This window comes from Streptomyces sp. NPDC046805, from assembly GCF_040645355.1.
In the GTDB taxonomy this organism is placed as follows: domain Bacteria; phylum Actinomycetota; class Actinomycetes; order Streptomycetales; family Streptomycetaceae; genus Streptomyces.
In genome coordinates, this window is sequence record NZ_JBEYYC010000045.1 from 15389 (window position 1) to 30318 (window position 14930).

At 69.5% G+C, this 14930-nt stretch carries 15 protein-coding genes and 1 pseudogene; 7 read left to right on the forward strand and 9 right to left on the reverse strand.

Annotated elements, in window-relative coordinates:
- Positions 1 to 2 precede the first annotated feature (2 nt).
- The 3 genes from boxB to ABZ910_RS33245 form a co-directional block, all read right to left on the reverse strand.
- The gene (gene boxB / locus ABZ910_RS33235) at positions 3 to 1424 is read right to left on the reverse strand and encodes a benzoyl-CoA 2,3-epoxidase subunit BoxB (protein WP_361372607.1); all 1422 of its coding nucleotides are present in this window, start codon (positions 1422 to 1424) and stop codon (positions 3 to 5) included.
- Between the two features lie 3 nt (positions 1425 to 1427).
- Positions 1428 to 3101 (reverse strand): 2,3-epoxybenzoyl-CoA dihydrolase, encoded by a 1674-nt coding sequence (gene boxC / locus ABZ910_RS33240; protein ID WP_361372609.1) that lies wholly within the window; start codon positions 3099 to 3101, stop codon positions 1428 to 1430.
- A 136-nt stretch (positions 3102 to 3237) separates the two neighbouring features.
- Positions 3238 to 4419, reverse strand: coding sequence for a hypothetical protein (locus tag ABZ910_RS33245; RefSeq protein WP_361372611.1), 1182 nt, complete (start codon positions 4417 to 4419; stop codon positions 3238 to 3240).
- A gap of 309 nt (positions 4420 to 4728) precedes the next feature.
- On the opposite strand from ABZ910_RS33245, the gene ABZ910_RS33250 reads away from it, so the two are divergent.
- The 3 genes from ABZ910_RS33250 to ABZ910_RS33260 are packed head-to-tail and all read left to right on the forward strand — an operon-like array spanning position 4729 to position 7038.
- Entirely contained in the window at positions 4729 to 4908 is a 180-nt protein-coding gene (locus ABZ910_RS33250; protein ID WP_361372613.1) for a hypothetical protein, read from the forward strand.
- Between the two features lie 26 nt (positions 4909 to 4934).
- The gene (locus ABZ910_RS33255; protein WP_361372673.1) at positions 4935 to 5255 is read left to right on the forward strand and encodes a PAS domain-containing protein; all 321 of its coding nucleotides are present in this window, start codon (positions 4935 to 4937) and stop codon (positions 5253 to 5255) included.
- 52 nt (positions 5256 to 5307) lie between these two features.
- Complete coding sequence (locus tag ABZ910_RS33260; protein ID WP_361372615.1) at positions 5308 to 7038, forward strand: SpoIIE family protein phosphatase; 1731 nt, start codon at positions 5308 to 5310, stop codon at positions 7036 to 7038.
- Between the two features lie 7 nt (positions 7039 to 7045).
- On the opposite strand, the gene ABZ910_RS33265 is transcribed toward ABZ910_RS33260, so the two are convergent.
- From ABZ910_RS33265 to ABZ910_RS33275, 3 genes are read right to left on the reverse strand one after another with little or no spacing between them, the layout of a single operon-like run.
- On the reverse strand, positions 7046 to 7588 hold the full coding sequence (locus tag ABZ910_RS33265) for a DUF488 domain-containing protein (RefSeq protein WP_361372617.1): 543 nt from the start codon (positions 7586 to 7588) through the stop codon (positions 7046 to 7048).
- Complete coding sequence (locus tag ABZ910_RS33270; protein WP_361372619.1) at positions 7585 to 7806, reverse strand: DUF2945 domain-containing protein; 222 nt, start codon at positions 7804 to 7806, stop codon at positions 7585 to 7587. The genes ABZ910_RS33265 and ABZ910_RS33270 overlap by 4 nt, the downstream gene beginning before the upstream one ends.
- Positions 7807 to 7842: 36 nt before the next feature.
- Positions 7843 to 8700 carry a Rieske 2Fe-2S domain-containing protein gene (locus ABZ910_RS33275; protein WP_361372621.1) on the reverse strand — a complete coding sequence of 286 codons (858 nt, stop codon included), beginning with the start codon at positions 8698 to 8700 and terminating at the stop codon, positions 7843 to 7845.
- Positions 8701 to 8966: 266 nt separating this feature from the next.
- Between ABZ910_RS33275 and ABZ910_RS33280 the strand changes: the two genes are divergently transcribed.
- Positions 8967 to 10496, forward strand: a complete 1530-nt coding sequence (locus tag ABZ910_RS33280; RefSeq protein WP_361372623.1) for a ubiquinol-cytochrome c reductase cytochrome b subunit — start codon at positions 8967 to 8969, stop codon at positions 10494 to 10496.
- Here the strand turns inward: ABZ910_RS33280 and ABZ910_RS33285 are convergent.
- Both ABZ910_RS33285 and ctaD read right to left on the reverse strand, forming a co-directional pair.
- A complete protein-coding gene (locus tag ABZ910_RS33285) occupies positions 10414 to 10818 on the reverse strand; it encodes a cytochrome c oxidase subunit 4 (protein WP_361372625.1) in 405 nt (134 codons plus the stop codon). The two genes, ABZ910_RS33280 and ABZ910_RS33285, sit on opposite strands and share 83 nt — an antisense overlap.
- Positions 10815 to 12512: a cytochrome c oxidase subunit I gene (ctaD, locus tag ABZ910_RS33290; RefSeq protein WP_361372627.1), complete on the reverse strand. Its 1698-nt coding sequence runs from the start codon at positions 12510 to 12512 to the stop codon at positions 10815 to 10817. The genes ABZ910_RS33285 and ctaD overlap by 4 nt, the downstream gene beginning before the upstream one ends.
- 244 nt (positions 12513 to 12756) lie before the next feature.
- On the opposite strand from ctaD, the gene ABZ910_RS33295 reads away from it, so the two are divergent.
- From ABZ910_RS33295 to ABZ910_RS33305, 3 genes are all read left to right on the forward strand, one after another.
- A complete protein-coding gene (locus tag ABZ910_RS33295; RefSeq protein ID WP_361372629.1) occupies positions 12757 to 12912 on the forward strand; it encodes a DUF6131 family protein in 156 nt (51 codons plus the stop codon).
- A 27-nt stretch (positions 12913 to 12939) separates the two neighbouring features.
- Positions 12940 to 13887, forward strand: coding sequence for a Ku protein (locus ABZ910_RS33300; protein ID WP_361372631.1), 948 nt, complete (start codon positions 12940 to 12942; stop codon positions 13885 to 13887).
- 125 nt (positions 13888 to 14012) lie between these two features.
- Positions 14013 to 14432, forward strand: a complete 420-nt coding sequence (locus ABZ910_RS33305; protein WP_361372633.1) for a CBS domain-containing protein — start codon at positions 14013 to 14015, stop codon at positions 14430 to 14432.
- A 118-nt stretch (positions 14433 to 14550) separates the two neighbouring features.
- On the opposite strand, the pseudogene ABZ910_RS33310 reads toward ABZ910_RS33305, so the two are convergent.
- Positions 14551 to 14677, reverse strand: a pseudogene (locus ABZ910_RS33310) (short-chain dehydrogenase); the annotation flags it as partial.
- Positions 14678 to 14930: the final 253 nt, after the last annotated feature.

Sequence of the window (14930 nt, forward strand, 5' to 3'; positions counted from 1 at the left end):
GCTCAGACCAGGTGCACGTACGCGTAGTCGAACGGTTTGCCGTTGATGCCGGCTGTCGGCGGCGCCACCCAGGAGGCGATCCTGCCGCGCTCGTGGACGGGCCGCATCAGCGACCGTACGAAGGCGAGGTCCTCCGCGGTGGGCAGCCAGCGGGACCGGTTCAGCTCCCAGGTGTGCTCGTCGACGACCGTGCCGTCGGGCGCGACGTGGTGACCGGCGGCGAGGCCGACGTCCCGGTTGAAGCCGGGGTGCGGCAGCCGGAGGCGGACGTCGATGCCGTGGTCCGCGAGGATCCGGTTCCACCGGGTCACGCCGGTCTCGCAGTCGGCGATGTACTGGTCGCGCAGGTCGAGGTTGAGGGCGAGCAGCGCGGGGACCTCGTCCTGCGACCAGGTGCCGTCGTCGTGCGGGCGGTCCAGGAAGGCGCTGTCCTCGGTGAGCCGGTGGTCGTCCCGGCGGCGCTCTTCGCGCCAGCGGCCCTTCAGCCCGGCGGTGTAGTAGTTCGCGGCGTTGGTGGAGGTCTCGCTGCCGAACAGGTCCAGGGAGACCGTGTAGTGGAAGTTGATGTACTTCTGGATGACGTCCAGCGGGATGCCGCCGCACGCGGCGATGTCCAGGGTGTCGTGCTCGCGCACCAGCTCGGCGCTGCGGGCGACCACCCGGTCGACGCCGGTGGTGCCGACCATCATGTGGTGGGCCTCCTCCTTGAGCATGAAGGAGCAGGTCCGCGAGAGCGGATCGAAGGCGCTCTCCTTGAGCGAGCCGAGCTGGTACTTGCCGTCCCGATCGGTGAAGTACGTGAACATGAAGAAGGCCAGCCAGTCGGCGGTCTCCTCGTTGAACGCGCCGAGGATGCGCGGCGCGTCGGGGCTGCCGGAGTTGCGGTGCAGCAGCGCCTCGGCCTCCTCGCGTCCTTCCCGGCCGAAGTAGGCGTGCAGCAGGTAGACCATCGCCCACAGGTGGCGGCCCTCCTCCACGTTGACCTGGAAGAGGTTGCGCAGGTCGTACAGGCTGGGGGCGGTCAGGCCCAGCAGGCGCTGCTGTTCGACGGAGGCCGGCTCGGTGTCGCCCTGGATCACGATCAGCCGCTGCAGCTCGGCGCGGTACTCGCCGGGCACCTGCTGCCAGACCGGCTCGCCCTGGTGCTCGCCGAAGGCGATACGGCGGTCGGGGTCGCGTTCCGCGAGGAAGATGCCCCACCGGTAGTCGGGCGGCCGGACGTGGTCGAAGTGCGCCCAGCCGTCCCGGCCGACGGACACCGCGGTCCGCAGATAGACGCCGCGGTTCTCCAGCGCCGGGCCCATCTCGGACCACCAGGTGAGGAACGCGGGCTGCCAGCTCTCCAGGGCGCGCTGCAGACGGCGGTCGTCGGCGAGGGCGACGTTGTTGGGGATCTTCGCGTCGTAGTCGATCTTCGTGGGCACGGGTCACGCTCGCTTCCGGTCGTAGACCGCCTTCCGACCGGTGCCGTAGCGGCGCAGCGCGCCCTCGGGGCCGGAGGAGTTGGGGCGGGTGAAGATCCAGTTCTGCCAGGCGCTGAGCCGGCCGAAGATCTTGCTCTCCATCGTCTCGGGGCCGACGAAGCGGTGGTTGGCCTCCATGCCGGTCAGGGCGTCGGGGTTGAGGGCGGCCCGGCTCTCCAGCACCAGGCGAACCTCGTCCTCCCAGTCGATGTCGTCCGGCGCGTCGGTGACCAGGCCCGCCTCACGAGCCCGTACGGCGCTCAGCTCCTGCCCCGTCTCCCGGCGCAGCCAGTCGAGGTGGTCGTCGTCCCCGTAGAAGCGGGACTTCAGGCGGGACAGCCCGTTGCCCATGGGGAAGGTGCCGAAGTTGGCCTCGGACAGGGTCAGGGTGGCCCGGTCGGTGCTGTCGGGGTCGTCGGGCGGCGGGCCGTCCAGCATGTACTGCAGGTCGCAGGCCAGGGCGAGTTCCAGCAGCAGCCCGGCGAAGCAACTGCCCGGCTCCACCAGCGCGACCAGGCTGCGGCTGGTGACGTCGAGCCGCTTCAGGGTGCGCTTGTAGTAGTGCACGATCTCGCGCGCCAGCCAGTCGCCGTCGGCGGCACCGAGCACGGCCTGCTCGTGGGCCAGCACCCGCGCGGGATCGCCCTCGGTACGCAGCACCCAGGTCCCCAGCTCGGGCTCGTTCGTCCGCAACCGCAGGATCAGGTCGTCGAGTTCACGGGTGACGGCCAGCAGCCAGGCCTGCGCGCCCTGTCGGTGGAGGGCGTCCGCGTCGGCCGGGGCGTCCCCGGCCGGACCGCGGACCGTGACGTGGACCAGGCCGAGGGAGCGGTCGTAGGCGGCGCGCACCGTGGTGTACGTGATGCCGTCCTCGGTCACCTCCCGCTCCAGCGGCGTCAGTCGGATGCCGCGGGCACCGGCGGAGGGGCGGATGCTGTGCTCGGCCGCCTCCAGGGCGCGCTGCTCGACGAGCGTACGGAAGTCCCGGCGCGGCACGATCTCGTCGACCAGCCGCCAGTCCACCGCCGTCTTGCCCCGCACCCCGGCGCTGCGAGTGGCGAACAGATCGGCCAGGTCCTTGCGCACCCGGCGCTTGTCGACCAGCCGGGTCAGCCCGCCGGTGCCGGGCAGCACGCCGAGCAGCGGCACCTCGGGCAGCGCCACTGCCGAGGCGTTGTCGTCGATCAGCAGGATCCGGTCGCAGGCCAGGGCGAGCTCGTAACCGCCGCCCGCGCAGGAGCCGTTGACCGCCGCGATGAACGTCAGCCCGGAGTGCGCGGAGGCGTCCTCCATGCTGTTACGGGTCTCGTTGGTGAACTTGCAGAAGTTGACCTTCCAGTGGTGCGGGGACTCCGCCAGCATGCGGATGTTGGCCCCCGCGCAGAACACCTTCTCCTTGGCGCTGGTCACCACCACCGCGCGCACGCCGGGGTGTTCGAACCGCAGGCGCTGCAGCGCGTCGTACAGCTCGATGTCCACGCCCAAGTCGTAGGAATTGAGCTTCAGTTCATAGCCCGGGAGCAGACCGCCCCGCTCGTCGACGTCCAACTCCAGCCACGCCACCGGGCCGTCCGTACGCAGCCTCCAGTGCCGGTACGCATCCGGGCTGCGATCGAAGGACACTACCGACCCCACCATGACGAGCGCCTCCTCGCGCCGGTACGGGTGCCGACGGAGAAAATCCTCTACAGGAAACGCTGCATGCGTCAAGGTTGTGTAGAGCTAAAGCCTGCGGTGGGCGCCCGCGGACGAGTGGGGGAGCGGAGCCGGTGGATCAGTACCGCAGCAGCGCCGCCACGCCACCCGCCGCCGGAAGCGTCCCGTCGGGGACGAACAGCACCCGGGCGTCTCCCGCGATCGCGTTGTCCACGAGCTGCTCGACGATGTCGGTGGCCACCCCGAAGGTGTGCGCGGGCGGCTCGACATCCGGCTTCGGCTCCGGCAGGGTCACCGGCTTCTCCACCTCCACGAGCTCCAGTTCCCTGTCGTCCCTGGTGATCCGGCCTGCCAGCACCAACCCCTCCTCCACCAGCAGCCGGTGCACCCGTTTGTCGGCGACCGCCGTCCACACCTCGGGCGGGCCGCCGACGTACTTGCCCTGCCCGCGGGCCTCGTCCAGTTCGGCCACGGCCTCGGCGACCTGCTTCGCGTGAAAGTCCGCGACCATCGGCTGCAGCCGCTTCGCCAGCTCGGGCACCGGCCAGTTGTCCATGCCGGTCAGCGGCAACGTCCCGGTGATCCGCTTCCCGTGGCCGGTGAGCCCCTTGAACAGCGAGAGGATCTTGTCGCCGCCGATGACGAACAGCGGCACACCGTTGTGCTCCCTGAGCGTCTCGCCCAGCCGCTTGTCCACGGTGCGCAGATATTGCTCGACCCGCTCCTCGTGCCCCTCGTACGGCGCCGAGTGCGGGATCAGCCCGGGCATCGCGTCCTCGGGCGAGGGGATCTTCGGTGCGTCCGGCCACCCGTCGTGCTCCACCTGCGCCAGTCGCCGGACCGACCCGTGGAAGAGCCGGCACATGTCCTGGTCCAGGACGAGCACCAGATACGGCCGCGAGCGCTGCTCGGCGGCCACGAGGTACCGCGTCAGGAACTTCGTGGCGAACTCCACCCGTGGCTCCACGGGTGCGAGCGAGGTCATCCGCCACACCTGGACCGGCTCGTTCGCCGCCACATAGACCACCATGGCGTCGTCGGGGTGGAAGGGGTCGCCCTCCTCCTCGATGGCCGAGGGGTCCAGCCGGTGGTCCCGCAACTCCAACCTCGCGTCCCGCTCCACGTCGGGGTCGTCCGCCAGCCGCCGCTTGGCCTCGGTGACGAGGTCGCGCAGCAGAATGCGGTCCTTCTCGCTGAAGGGGAAATCCGGATCGGTCGGCAGGACCAACGTGATCGCGGGATACGGCCGCGGCTTGCTCAGGGCGGCCCGGATTTCGGGGGTCAGATCAGAGGTATGCACGATTTCAGAGTCGCACTGATCCCTGGGACACGCAGGGGGAGACCTCCGACCGGAGAGTAACCGCGACCTCCTCGTCCGGTGTCCCGTGCGACCCGCTCCATGAGCCGCGCGTCCCGTCTCCTGCCCCGCGGAAAGATCACCTCCAAGGCGCCTCGGAGGGGCCGTACGGGCGACGCGGCGCACCCCGCTGGTCGCCTTCCGGCCTGGTCGCTCGCTCGGCAGGGGCGGCGTACCGTGAATACCTACGGAAGGCACGATCGGGACTTTCCGGACGCGTGGAGCCGACGCGACATCGCGAGGAGTCGAGTCATGCGGAAGAACTCTCCGGTAAAGGGCCACCACGGCATCGGTGCACGAGGACAGGGCAAGCTGCTCTACTTCCACTCGCAGACCCCCCAGGCGGCGGTCCGGCAGCCGAAGGAGCAGCAGCCCAGCAAGGGCCAGCAGCCGCGCGAGCGCCGCCAGCCCAACGGCCGCTGGGCGCCGTGACAGGTGAGGAGGGGCGGTCGCGCGCGGTGTACGGCGATCAGCCATCTCCCGAAGCACAGCAACCCCTACTCCAGGACAGGCAACTGGAGGGCCTGTTCACGGAATCCCCTGTCGGCATGTACGTCTTCGACGTCGATCTGCGGCTGCGCCGGATCAACGCCGCGGCCGGTCGAGCACACGGGGTGTCCACCGAATACCTCATAGGCCGGACGGCCGGTGAGGTGTACGCGGCGTTCGGCGGCGACACGGTCGAGCGGATCCTGGTCCGCGTCCTGGACTCGGGCGAGCCGGTGACGGACTACGAACTGCGGGGGACACCCGCAGGCCGACGCCGGTCGCCCGCATGAGCGCACCCTGGCGCTCTCGGCCTTCAGGATTCAAAACGCCCGTCAGGAGCGCGTGGGCGTCACCGTCTTCACGGTCGACGTCACCGATCGCGTGCGCTCCCACGGCCGCCTGGACCTGCTGCAGCGCGCCAGCACGGTCATCGGGTCCGACCTCGATCTCGTGCAGACCGCTCAGGAACTCGCCGACCTCGCCGTCCCCGACATCGCCGACACGGTCGTCGTCGACATCCTCGAGTCCGTCCTGCGCGGCGGCGAGCCCGTACCCGCGACCGCCGCGGGCCGCGCCGCCGAGCGCGTCGCGTTCAGCTCCGCGGAGACCGACGGCCCCGACAGACGACTCGTCGGCGAGCTGAACGGGCTCGCCCTGCTGCCCGCATACGCCCGCACGCTCACCGACCTGCAGCCCCGCCTGATCCGGCGCATGGAGCAGGACGGCGACTGGATGCTGCACGACACGGAGAGGGCCCGCCGCCTCATCGACGCCGGTGTCCATTCCCTGCTCGTCGTCCCGCTGGCCGCCCGCGGAGTCGTGATCGGCGTCGCCGGCTTCTACCGGTGGGCCAACCCCGCCCCGTTCGAGGAGGACGACCTGACGCTGTTGACCGAGATCGCCGGCCGCGCGGCCCTCTACATGGACAACGCCAGGAAGTACACCCGCGAGCAGGCCGCCGCCCGCACCCTGCAGCGCACGCTGCTCCCGGCCGACCTGCCCTCCCTCAGCGCGGTCGACGCCGCCTGCGCCTACGTACCCAGCACCCAGGGCGGGGAATGGTTCGACGTGATCCCCCTGTCGGGAGCGCGCGTGGCCCTGGTCGTGGGCGTCGTGAAGGGAAGCGGCATCCACGCCGCCGCCGCGATGGGCGGCATCCGTACCGCGGGGCTCAGCCTGTCCGCACTGGACCTCGCTCCCGACGAACTGCTCGCCCGGCTCAACGACATGGTCGTCCGCTTCGTGGAGGAGGCCGCCTACTCCACGCCCACCGACTATCCCATGGGCGACCGGCCCACCGGCGCCACCTGTGCCTACGCCGTGTACGACCCCGTCTCCCAGCGGTGCACGCTCGCCCTGGCCGGTCATACCCCGCCGCTGCTCTTCAGCCCCGGCGGGGACGCCACCCCCGTCACCGCCTTCACCGGCCCACCGCTGGGCGTGAGCGGAGCCTCGTACGAGAACACCGAGATCGGCCTCACCGACAACAGCGTGCTGGCGCTGTACACCGAGGGTCTCCTCACCGCCGCCGGGCACCCGCCGGCGCAGACCCTGGCCCAGCTGGAGCGCCTGATCTCGCACCCGAACCGCTCCCTGCGGGAGACCTGCGAGGCGGTGACCGAAGCACTCGTGCCCGCGCGGACCGACCACGACGCCGTACTGCTGCTGGCGCGCGCCCACCGCCTGGCCGCCGACCACGTCGCCTCGTGGACGCTGCCGCCCGAATCCGAGATCGTCCACACCGCCCGCACGCTGGCACGCCAACAGCTCGAGGCCTGGGGCCTGCAGGACATCGCCTTCGACACCTCACTGATCGTCAGCGAGCTGGTGACCAACGCCGTGGTGCACGCGAGCGGACCGCTGCAACTGCGGCTGATCCTCGACCGCGTGCTCACCTGCGAGGTGTCGGACGAGAACAGCACGGCGCCCCATCTGCGCCATGCCCGCCCCGCCGACGAGGGCGGACGCGGCCTCTTCATCGTCGCGAACGTCACCGAACGCTGGGGAACCCGCTACACCGAAGAGGGCAAGACCGTCTGGACCGAGCAGAAACTGCCCCCGTCGCCCGGGTGACGACGGCTCAGGACGACGGCAGCTCAGGCGGAGGCGGGTAGGTCAGATGCCCGTTCTCGACATGGGCGTGCCGGTCGAGGGACGCCGGCTTCGCCGTCGTGGGCGACATGATGTCCACCACCTCCGCGCCCGCGACGATCAGCGCATCCGTGATCAGCCGGCGATGGCAGCGCCACGGCACCGCCTCGCTGCACATGATCGCCGGCCGCTCGTGCTCGGCCAGCTCCAGCAGCTCGTCCAGGCCTTCCCTGAACTCGTCGCTGTCCATGTAGTCGGCGTAGTCACGGAAGGCTTTGACCCGCCATGCGCCGTTGGCGCTCGGCACGCCCTTGGGGGTGTGGCGCCGGCCGCCGAGTTTCGGGATCCACCGGTATCCGATGTCGGGAGGCAGCGCGTCGATGATCTCCGACTGGTTCCAGTGCGGGAACTTCCTCGACGAGGGGAACGAACGCACGTCGACCAGACAGGTGATGTCGTTGTTCCGCAGCATCTCCAGCATGTCGTCGAAGTCGCGCGTCGAATGCCCCACCGTATAGATACGGTTCGTCATCCTGCCCTCGGGACCTTCGTCAGGGCGCCGCCCTTGTGCATGGCGATGTGATCGGTCTTGTCGCTCTTGATCTCGTACTGCGGGTCGCTCTCACTGCAGTGACGCGTGTACCCCTTGAACTCCACGTCGTGCGTGTGCTTCTTGATGATGACGCCTTCGACGTATCCGGCCTCCGAGTTCCACCGGACGTGGTCTCCGACGGCGAACTGCTGCGCCATTCCCGCTCCGATCAGGCCTTGGACAGGGCTCCTTCGTCAGGCCGTCGCGGAGCGTACGTACACGCGGCCGTCGTCGACCTTGACCTCCCAGGCCGGCTCGTCGACCGACGCCGGTCCGCGCGTCGCCTCCCCGTCCGCCAGCCGGAACTCGCTGCCGTGCCAGGGGCAGCGGATACAGCCGTCGCCCACGATCTCGCCCTCGTCGAGCGGGCCTCCGGCGTGGGTGCAGGTGGCCGAGAGCGCGTACAAATCCCCGTCGTGCCGGACCAGTACCACCGGCACTCCGTCCGCGGTGACCCGCAGGGGGATGTCGTCGCTCAGGGCGGTCGCCGCCGCGACGTCGGTCCAGTCGGTGACGGGCTCCTGGAACGCGGTGTGGCTGACACCGATGCCCTGGACGAGCGTCAGATGCCCGCCCAAGTAGGCGGCGCCGACGGTGAGGCCCAGCCCCAGCCCGCTCAGCGCCGCCCCGGTGCAGTGCCGTCCGCGCCGCCGGGCCACCCAGGACGCCGCCTGCACGACGGTCGCCGCCCCGTTGCCCGCGGCGTGCACGAAGCCGAGCCGCTGCGATCCGCCGTACGTGTCGGACCAGTCGGACGCTCCCGACGCCGCGGCCGGAAGCGCGGCGAGCAGCCCGGCGCCGACGAGACCACGCGCCGCCCGGGCCCCGTCCTTGCCCGCGGTCACGTCCACGAGGGAGGCCATGGCCCAGGCGCCGATGGGCAGATCCGTCAGTATGGGGTGGAGCGCGTGGCCCAGCCAGGTGCCCGACAGCGCGTTCTTGACCGTGTCGCAGCGCGTCGCCCGCATCACCCAGCCGGCGGTCTTCTGGCAGACGTCGTCAAGTGTGGTCAGGCCTTCGATCTGGTCGATCAGCTTGTGCAGCTTCTGCATCGCGGCAGCTCCTCGTCGCAGACGGACATGACGAGAGGGTTCCCCGGAGCTATCGATTCATAGTCTCACGGGGCCGGACAGTCGGCCATTTCGCGGATCTCGCTGCGCTGAACAGGCAGTTCACGGCCCGCGATGCTCCCGGGCCCCCATATCACCCGATGGGGTGCCGCAACCGGATCGCACGAGTGTTTCGCCGCGCGCGGCACGTCACCCCGGGCAAGGGATGTCGAGAAGCGGGCTGTCGCCGCGGCGGAAGGAGACGTTCTGTGGCACGCGAGGAGCGGTCCGAGGCACGCCCCGCGGGGGAGCGCCTCGCCGACGCGGTGGACCGGCGGCTTCCGCTGTACGACGGCGGCGGCACGCTGCTGCGCAAGGCATTCCCCGACCACTGGTCCTTCCTCCTCGGGGAGTTGGCCCTCTACAGCCTGATCGTCCTCGTCCTGACCGGGGTGTGGCTGACCCTGTTCTTCCAGCCCGAAATGCGCGAAGTGGTGTACGACGGCACGTACCTGCCATTGCGGGGGGTACGCATGTCCGCGGCCTTCGACTCCACCCTGCGCATCAGCTTCGACGTGCGCGGCGGCCTCCTCGTCCGGCAGGCGCACCACTGGGCGGCGCTGGTCTTCGTCGGCGCCATCGGACTGCACATGCTCCGGATCTTCTTCACCGGCGCCTTCCGCAGGCCGCGCGAGATGAACTGGGTCATCGGCGTCACCCTGCTGGTGCTCGCCCTCGCCGAGGGCTTCGCCGGTTACTCGCTCCCCGACGACCTGCTGTCCGGCACGGGGTTGCGCATCGCACAGGGCATCATGCTGTCCCTGCCGGTCGTGGGGACGTACGTGAGTTTCTTCTTCTTCGGAGGCGAGTTTCCCGGCCACGTCATCGTGCCGCGGCTGTACAGCGTGCATGTGCTGCTGGTGCCGGGCGTGCTGATCGCGCTGGTCACCGTCCACCTGATCCTGGTGTTCTATCTCAAGCACACGCACTGGCGCGGCCCGGGCCGGACGAACCGAAACGCCGTCGGCAAGCCCCTGTTCCCGCAGTTCATGGCGTCCTCCGGCGGGCTGTCCTTCATGGTCGCCGGGCTGCTGTTCGTGCTCGGCGCACTCGCTCAGATCAACCCCGTGTGGCTGTTCGGGCCCTACCGCCCCGAGCAGGTGTCGACCGGCTCCCAGCCCGACTGGTACGTCGGCTTCCTCGAGGGCGCGCTCCGGCTCATGCCGGCCTGGGAGACCGTGGTCGCCGGCCACACCATCATGTGGAACGTGCTGCTGCCCGCCGTCGTACTCCCGGGGCTGCTGTTCCTCGTGCTCTACGCGTATCCCTTCGTCGAGCAGCGCGTGACGGGGGAGTGGCGACAGGAGCACCACCTGTGCGACCGGCCGCGCGAGCGACCCGTGCGCACCGGGCTCGGCGCGGCGGCCATCACGTTCTTCGCTGTCCTGCTGCTGGCGGGGTCCAACGACATCGCCGCCCTCAGCTTCCGGATCTCCCTCAACGCCCTGACCTGGATCTTCCGGATCTCCCTGGTGGCCGGTCCGATCCTCGCGTTCCTGCTCACCCGGCGGCTGTGCGGATCGTTGCTGGAGGCGGAGCAGGAGCGACTGGCCAAGGGGGTGGAGAGCGGCGAGGTGCGGCAGACCGTGTCCGGCGGGTACGAGAGCGACCACCTGCCCGTCGAGACGTTCCGGCCCGGCGCCCCGCGGGCTCCGATCAGCCCCGCCGCCCCGGCTCCCGGCGAGCGTACTGGAACACCAGACCAAGGACGCCACGTGCCAGAACGCCGAAACCGATGAGGAACAGCCACAGCCCGTAGACCACGCCCGTGCACAGGACGGCGAAGCCCAGCGCCGTCACCAGCGGCCACGTGCTCGCGGGCGGGAAGAACTCCAGCGGCCCGGCGGAATCGGCGACCTCGGCGTCCGTACGGTCCTGCGGGCGGCGCCCCTTGCGCCGGTACTGCACGAAGCAGAAGAACGACACCAGGGCGCCCATCAGACACGCGACCACCAGCGCCGCCGTACCGGCCGGGTCCGCGTGGGACCACCAGGCGTAGAGGGCGGCGGAACCGCCGAAGAACGCCGCCACACCACCGAAGAGCAGAGACTCGGCCTTCACCGCCGCCCTCCCGCCCCGAGCTCCTTCTCGGCCGCCTCCGCCCACCGGGCGATCTCCGGGTGGTGCAGATCGAACGCGGGCGACTCCGACCGGATGCGCGGCAGGGCCACGAAATTGTGCCGCGGAGGCGGGCACCCCGTCGCCCACTCCAGCGCACGGCCGTAGCCCCAGGGGTCGTCCCGCGTGACCCGCTCGCCGTATCTGGCGGTGTGCCAGACGTTGTACAGGAACGGCAGGGTGGAGATGCCGAGCAGGAACGCCCCGATGGACGAGATGGTGTTGAGCAGGGTGAAGCCGTCGGCGGCCAGATAGTCGGCGTACCGGCGGGGCATGCCCTCCGCGCCCAGCCAGTGCTGGACCAGGAACGTCAGCTGGAACGCGGGGAACAGCAGCCAGAAGTGCACCTTGCCGAGCCGCTCGTCGAGCAGCCTGCCGGTGAACTTCGGCCACCAGAAGTAGAACCCGGCGAACATCGCGAAGACGACCGTCCCGAACAGGACGTAGTGCAGATGCGCCACGATGAAGTACGAGTCGGTGACATGGAAGTCGATCGGCGGCGACGCGATGAGCACCCCGCTCAACCCGCCCAGGAGGAACGACACCAGAAAGCCCAACGACCACAGCATCGGCGTCTCGAACGACAGGGACCCACGGTGCATGGTGCCGATCCAGGCGAAGAACTTGATCCCCGTCGGCACCGCGATCAGGAACGACATCAGCGAGAAGAAGGGCAGCAGCACCGCGCCGGTCACGAACATGTGGTGCGCCCACACCACCGCGGACAGCATGGTGATGAGGATGGTCGCGCCGATCATCGGCAGATAGCCGAAGAGCGGCTTGCGGGAGAACACCGGGATGATCTCCGTGACGATCCCGAAGAACGGCAGCGCGACGATGTAGACCTCGGGATGCCCGAAGAACCAGAACAGGTGCTGCCACAGGATCGCCCCGCCGTTCGCCGCGTCGAAGACGTGGGCGCCGAACTTCCGGTCCGCCTCCAGGCACAGCAGCGCGGCCGTGAGCACCGGAAAGGCCGGCAGCACGAGGATCGACGTGAACAGCACGTTCCACGTGAAGATCGGCATCCGGAACATCGTCATGCCCGGTGCCCTCAGGCACAGGATCGTGGTGATGAAGTTGACCGCGCCGAGGGTGGTGGACACGCCGGTGACCACCAGACCCATCACCCACAGGTCACCGCCCGCACCGGGGGAGTAGTACGCACTGTTCAGCGGCGCGTACGCGAACCAGCCGAAGGACGCGGCGCCGCCCGGCACCACGAAACCGGACACCACCATCAGGCCGCCGAACAGGTACATCCAGTACGACAGGGCGTTCAGCCGCGGGAAGGCCACGTCCGGGGCACCGATCTGCAGCGGCATCACGGCGTTCGCGAAACCGGCGAACATCGGCGTCGCGAACAGCAGCATCATGATCGTGCCGTGGACCGTGAAGAGCTGGTTGTAGGCGAGGTCGCTCATGAACTGCATCCCCGGACGGGCGAGTTCGGCACGCATCCCCAGGGCCAGCAGCCCACCCAGCAGGAAGAAGCTGAACGCCGTCACCATGTACAGCCGGCCGATCACCTTGTGGTCGGTCGTCGTCGCCCAGTTCAGCAGTGTGCGGCCCAGTGACGACGACGCCGCCGAGCGGGGCGTGGGAGCTGTGTCGGCGTGTTCCGCGGCTTCGGTCATCGTCCTCCTTCACGGCCGTCGGCGACGGTACCGGCGGCAACCGAGCGGCCGTCGCCACCACGCTTCACTGTCCGCCGTTGGAGGGATGTCCGTATGCGGCGGGAATGACCGAGTGCGGAAAGGCCGTATGCATCGTGCCGATCCGGGTACTCGGGGTGTGGCCAGGAGACAGAAAGAAGGCCGAGAACAAGGGCCGAGCCACATTCGCCTCACCTTTCCCCGGAGTATTTCCCTGGAGGTTGAAATGATCATTCTCGGGATCATTCTGCTGGTCGTCGGATTCCTCACGGGAATCGGCATCCTGTGGACGATCGGCATCATCCTGTTGGTTATCGGACTCATCCTCTGGATTCTCGGACTGGTGGGTCACGCCGTCGGTGGCCGTCGCCACTACTGGTGACGTCCGAGGCTTCCTCGAGGCGGAGACATGGCACGGGCTGTGTGGAACGGGGCTCTGACCTTCGGCTTGGTCTCCTTGCCGGTTCAACTGTTCGCGGCCACGGACAGCCACACCATCCGATTCCGCCAACTTCAGCGCGGCACCTCCGACCGGGTGCGCAACAAGCGTGTGAACGAGCGCACCGGCGACGAGGTGCCGCTGGACGAGATCGTCAAAGGAGTCGACGCGGGCGACGAGTACGTGATCGTCGAGCCCGAGGAACTGGAGGACATCGCGCCCGGCCGGTCCCGCGAGCTCGAGATCACCGGTTTCGTCGATCTGGAGGACGTCGAGCCCGTCTTTTTCGACAAGACGTACTACCTGGGCCCCAAGAGCGAGCAGTACGAGAAGGTCTACGCGCTCCTGGAGAAGGCGCTGGAGCGCTCGGGAAAGGCGGGAATCGCCACGTTCGTCATGCGCAACCGGGAGTATCTGGTCGCCGTGAAAGCCGAAGCCGGGATTCTGACCCTGCACACCCTGCACTGGGCGGACGAGATCCGGGATCCGCACACGGAGATCGATCACCTTCCGGGGCGTATCAAGCTGGCCGACCGTGAGCTGAAGATGGCCGAGCAGTTGATCGACTCGTTGAGCATGGAGTGGGACCCGCAGGAATTCCACGACACCTTCCAGGAAAAGGTCCAGGACCTGGTCGAGGCCAAGAAGAAGGGGGAGACGGTCGAGAAGTCCGAACAGCCGGCGCGGGCCACCAACGTCGTGGACCTGATGGACGCGCTCCGGGCCAGCGTGGACCGGGCGAAGTCGACGAAGGGCGGCAAGCGAGGCTCCGCCTCCCTCGACTCGTTGACCAAGGCGGAGCTGTACGACCTGGCGGCCGACGCCGACATCCCCGGCCGCTCCTCGATGAACCGCGAGGAACTGGTCGCGGCGCTCTCGCGCGCCGGAGCCCGCAGCCACGCCGCCCAGGCATCGTGACGTATGTGACGACTCCGGACGCTTCAGGGTTCCGGATGTTCTGTGACAGGGGCTGCGGGTACCCGGGGGCGCGGATGGGGACGCGGAAGCGGCGTCCCCGTGGTCCCGGCGTGGAGGGAGGACGCATGACCCAGCATGCTCGCGAGATCATGACCACGGACCTCGTCATGGTGGACCCGCTGACGTCGGTGATCGATGTCGCCCAGCTGATGCGGAGCGAGGACGTCGGTGACGTGCTGGTCGTCGAGGACGGCCGGCTGCGCGGCGTGGTGACCGACCGGGATCTGGTCCTGCGCGTCATGGCGGAGGGCGGAAGGATCAACGACCGCACCGTGGCGAACGCCTGCAGCGAAGAACTCGTCACGGTCACCCCGGACGACGATGTCGACGAGGTCCTCGCCCTGATGCGGGAGCGGGCCGTCCGCCGGGTCCCCGTGGTCGAGGAGGACCGGCCCGTCGGCATCATCTCCCTGGGCGACCTGGCCGTTCAGCGCGATCCCGGCTCCGTGCTCGCGGACATCAGCGCGGCCCGGGCCAACGAGTGAGCGCAGCCGCTACGTTCCTCGGGAGGTACGGCGGCATCACCCGGAACCGCGTCGGGTGCCCCGGCGCCGGAGTGCGGGCAGGGCCAGGGCCGCGCAGGCGAGTGCGCCCGGGACGACCGGCCGCGTGGACGATGGCCCGTGCCGCGACCCTCGGGCTGGTAGATCGGCGGGACGGCCTGCGGGCGGTGGGGCAGTCGGCACAGTACCCATGAGAACTGCGGCGTGTCCGGTTCCGGAACGTAGAGGAACGCGCCGGGCGAGTACCCCTCTGCCGGGCGGCCAGTTCGGCCGATGGCGTCGGCCGCGTCCTGGCGTGGATGGCGGGGACACGCCGTGTTCCGGGTACCCGGCATTGCGCGCGATGTTCCTGGGTACCCGCGAAACGCCGCTGTTTGCGGAGGCCTGCAGGGGGGTGCGTCGATGAGGAGGAGTCATGAGCGAGCAACGCCGGGAGAGGGACGAGCCGTCGGCGCCGCCCGTGCCGAGGGACCCGCCCGA

Coding starts and splice junctions, on each gene's coding strand:
- ABZ910_RS33305 (WP_361372633.1), top strand. CDS start 14,013: ATGACCCAGCATGCTCGCGAGATCATGACCACGGACCTCGTCATGGTG.
- ABZ910_RS33300 (WP_361372631.1), top strand. CDS start 12,940: ATGGCACGGGCTGTGTGGAACGGGGCTCTGACCTTCGGCTTGGTCTCC.
- boxC (WP_361372609.1), bottom strand. CDS start 3,101: ATGGTGGGGTCGGTAGTGTCCTTCGATCGCAGCCCGGATGCGTACCGG.
- ctaD (WP_361372627.1), bottom strand. CDS start 12,512: ATGACCGAAGCCGCGGAACACGCCGACACAGCTCCCACGCCCCGCTCG.
- ABZ910_RS33270 (WP_361372619.1), bottom strand. CDS start 7,806: ATGGCGCAGCAGTTCGCCGTCGGAGACCACGTCCGGTGGAACTCGGAG.
- ABZ910_RS33295 (WP_361372629.1), top strand. CDS start 12,757: ATGATCATTCTCGGGATCATTCTGCTGGTCGTCGGATTCCTCACGGGA.
- ABZ910_RS33265 (WP_361372617.1), bottom strand. CDS start 7,588: ATGACGAACCGTATCTATACGGTGGGGCATTCGACGCGCGACTTCGAC.
- ABZ910_RS33250 (WP_361372613.1), top strand. CDS start 4,729: ATGCGGAAGAACTCTCCGGTAAAGGGCCACCACGGCATCGGTGCACGA.
- ABZ910_RS33275 (WP_361372621.1), bottom strand. CDS start 8,700: ATGCAGAAGCTGCACAAGCTGATCGACCAGATCGAAGGCCTGACCACA.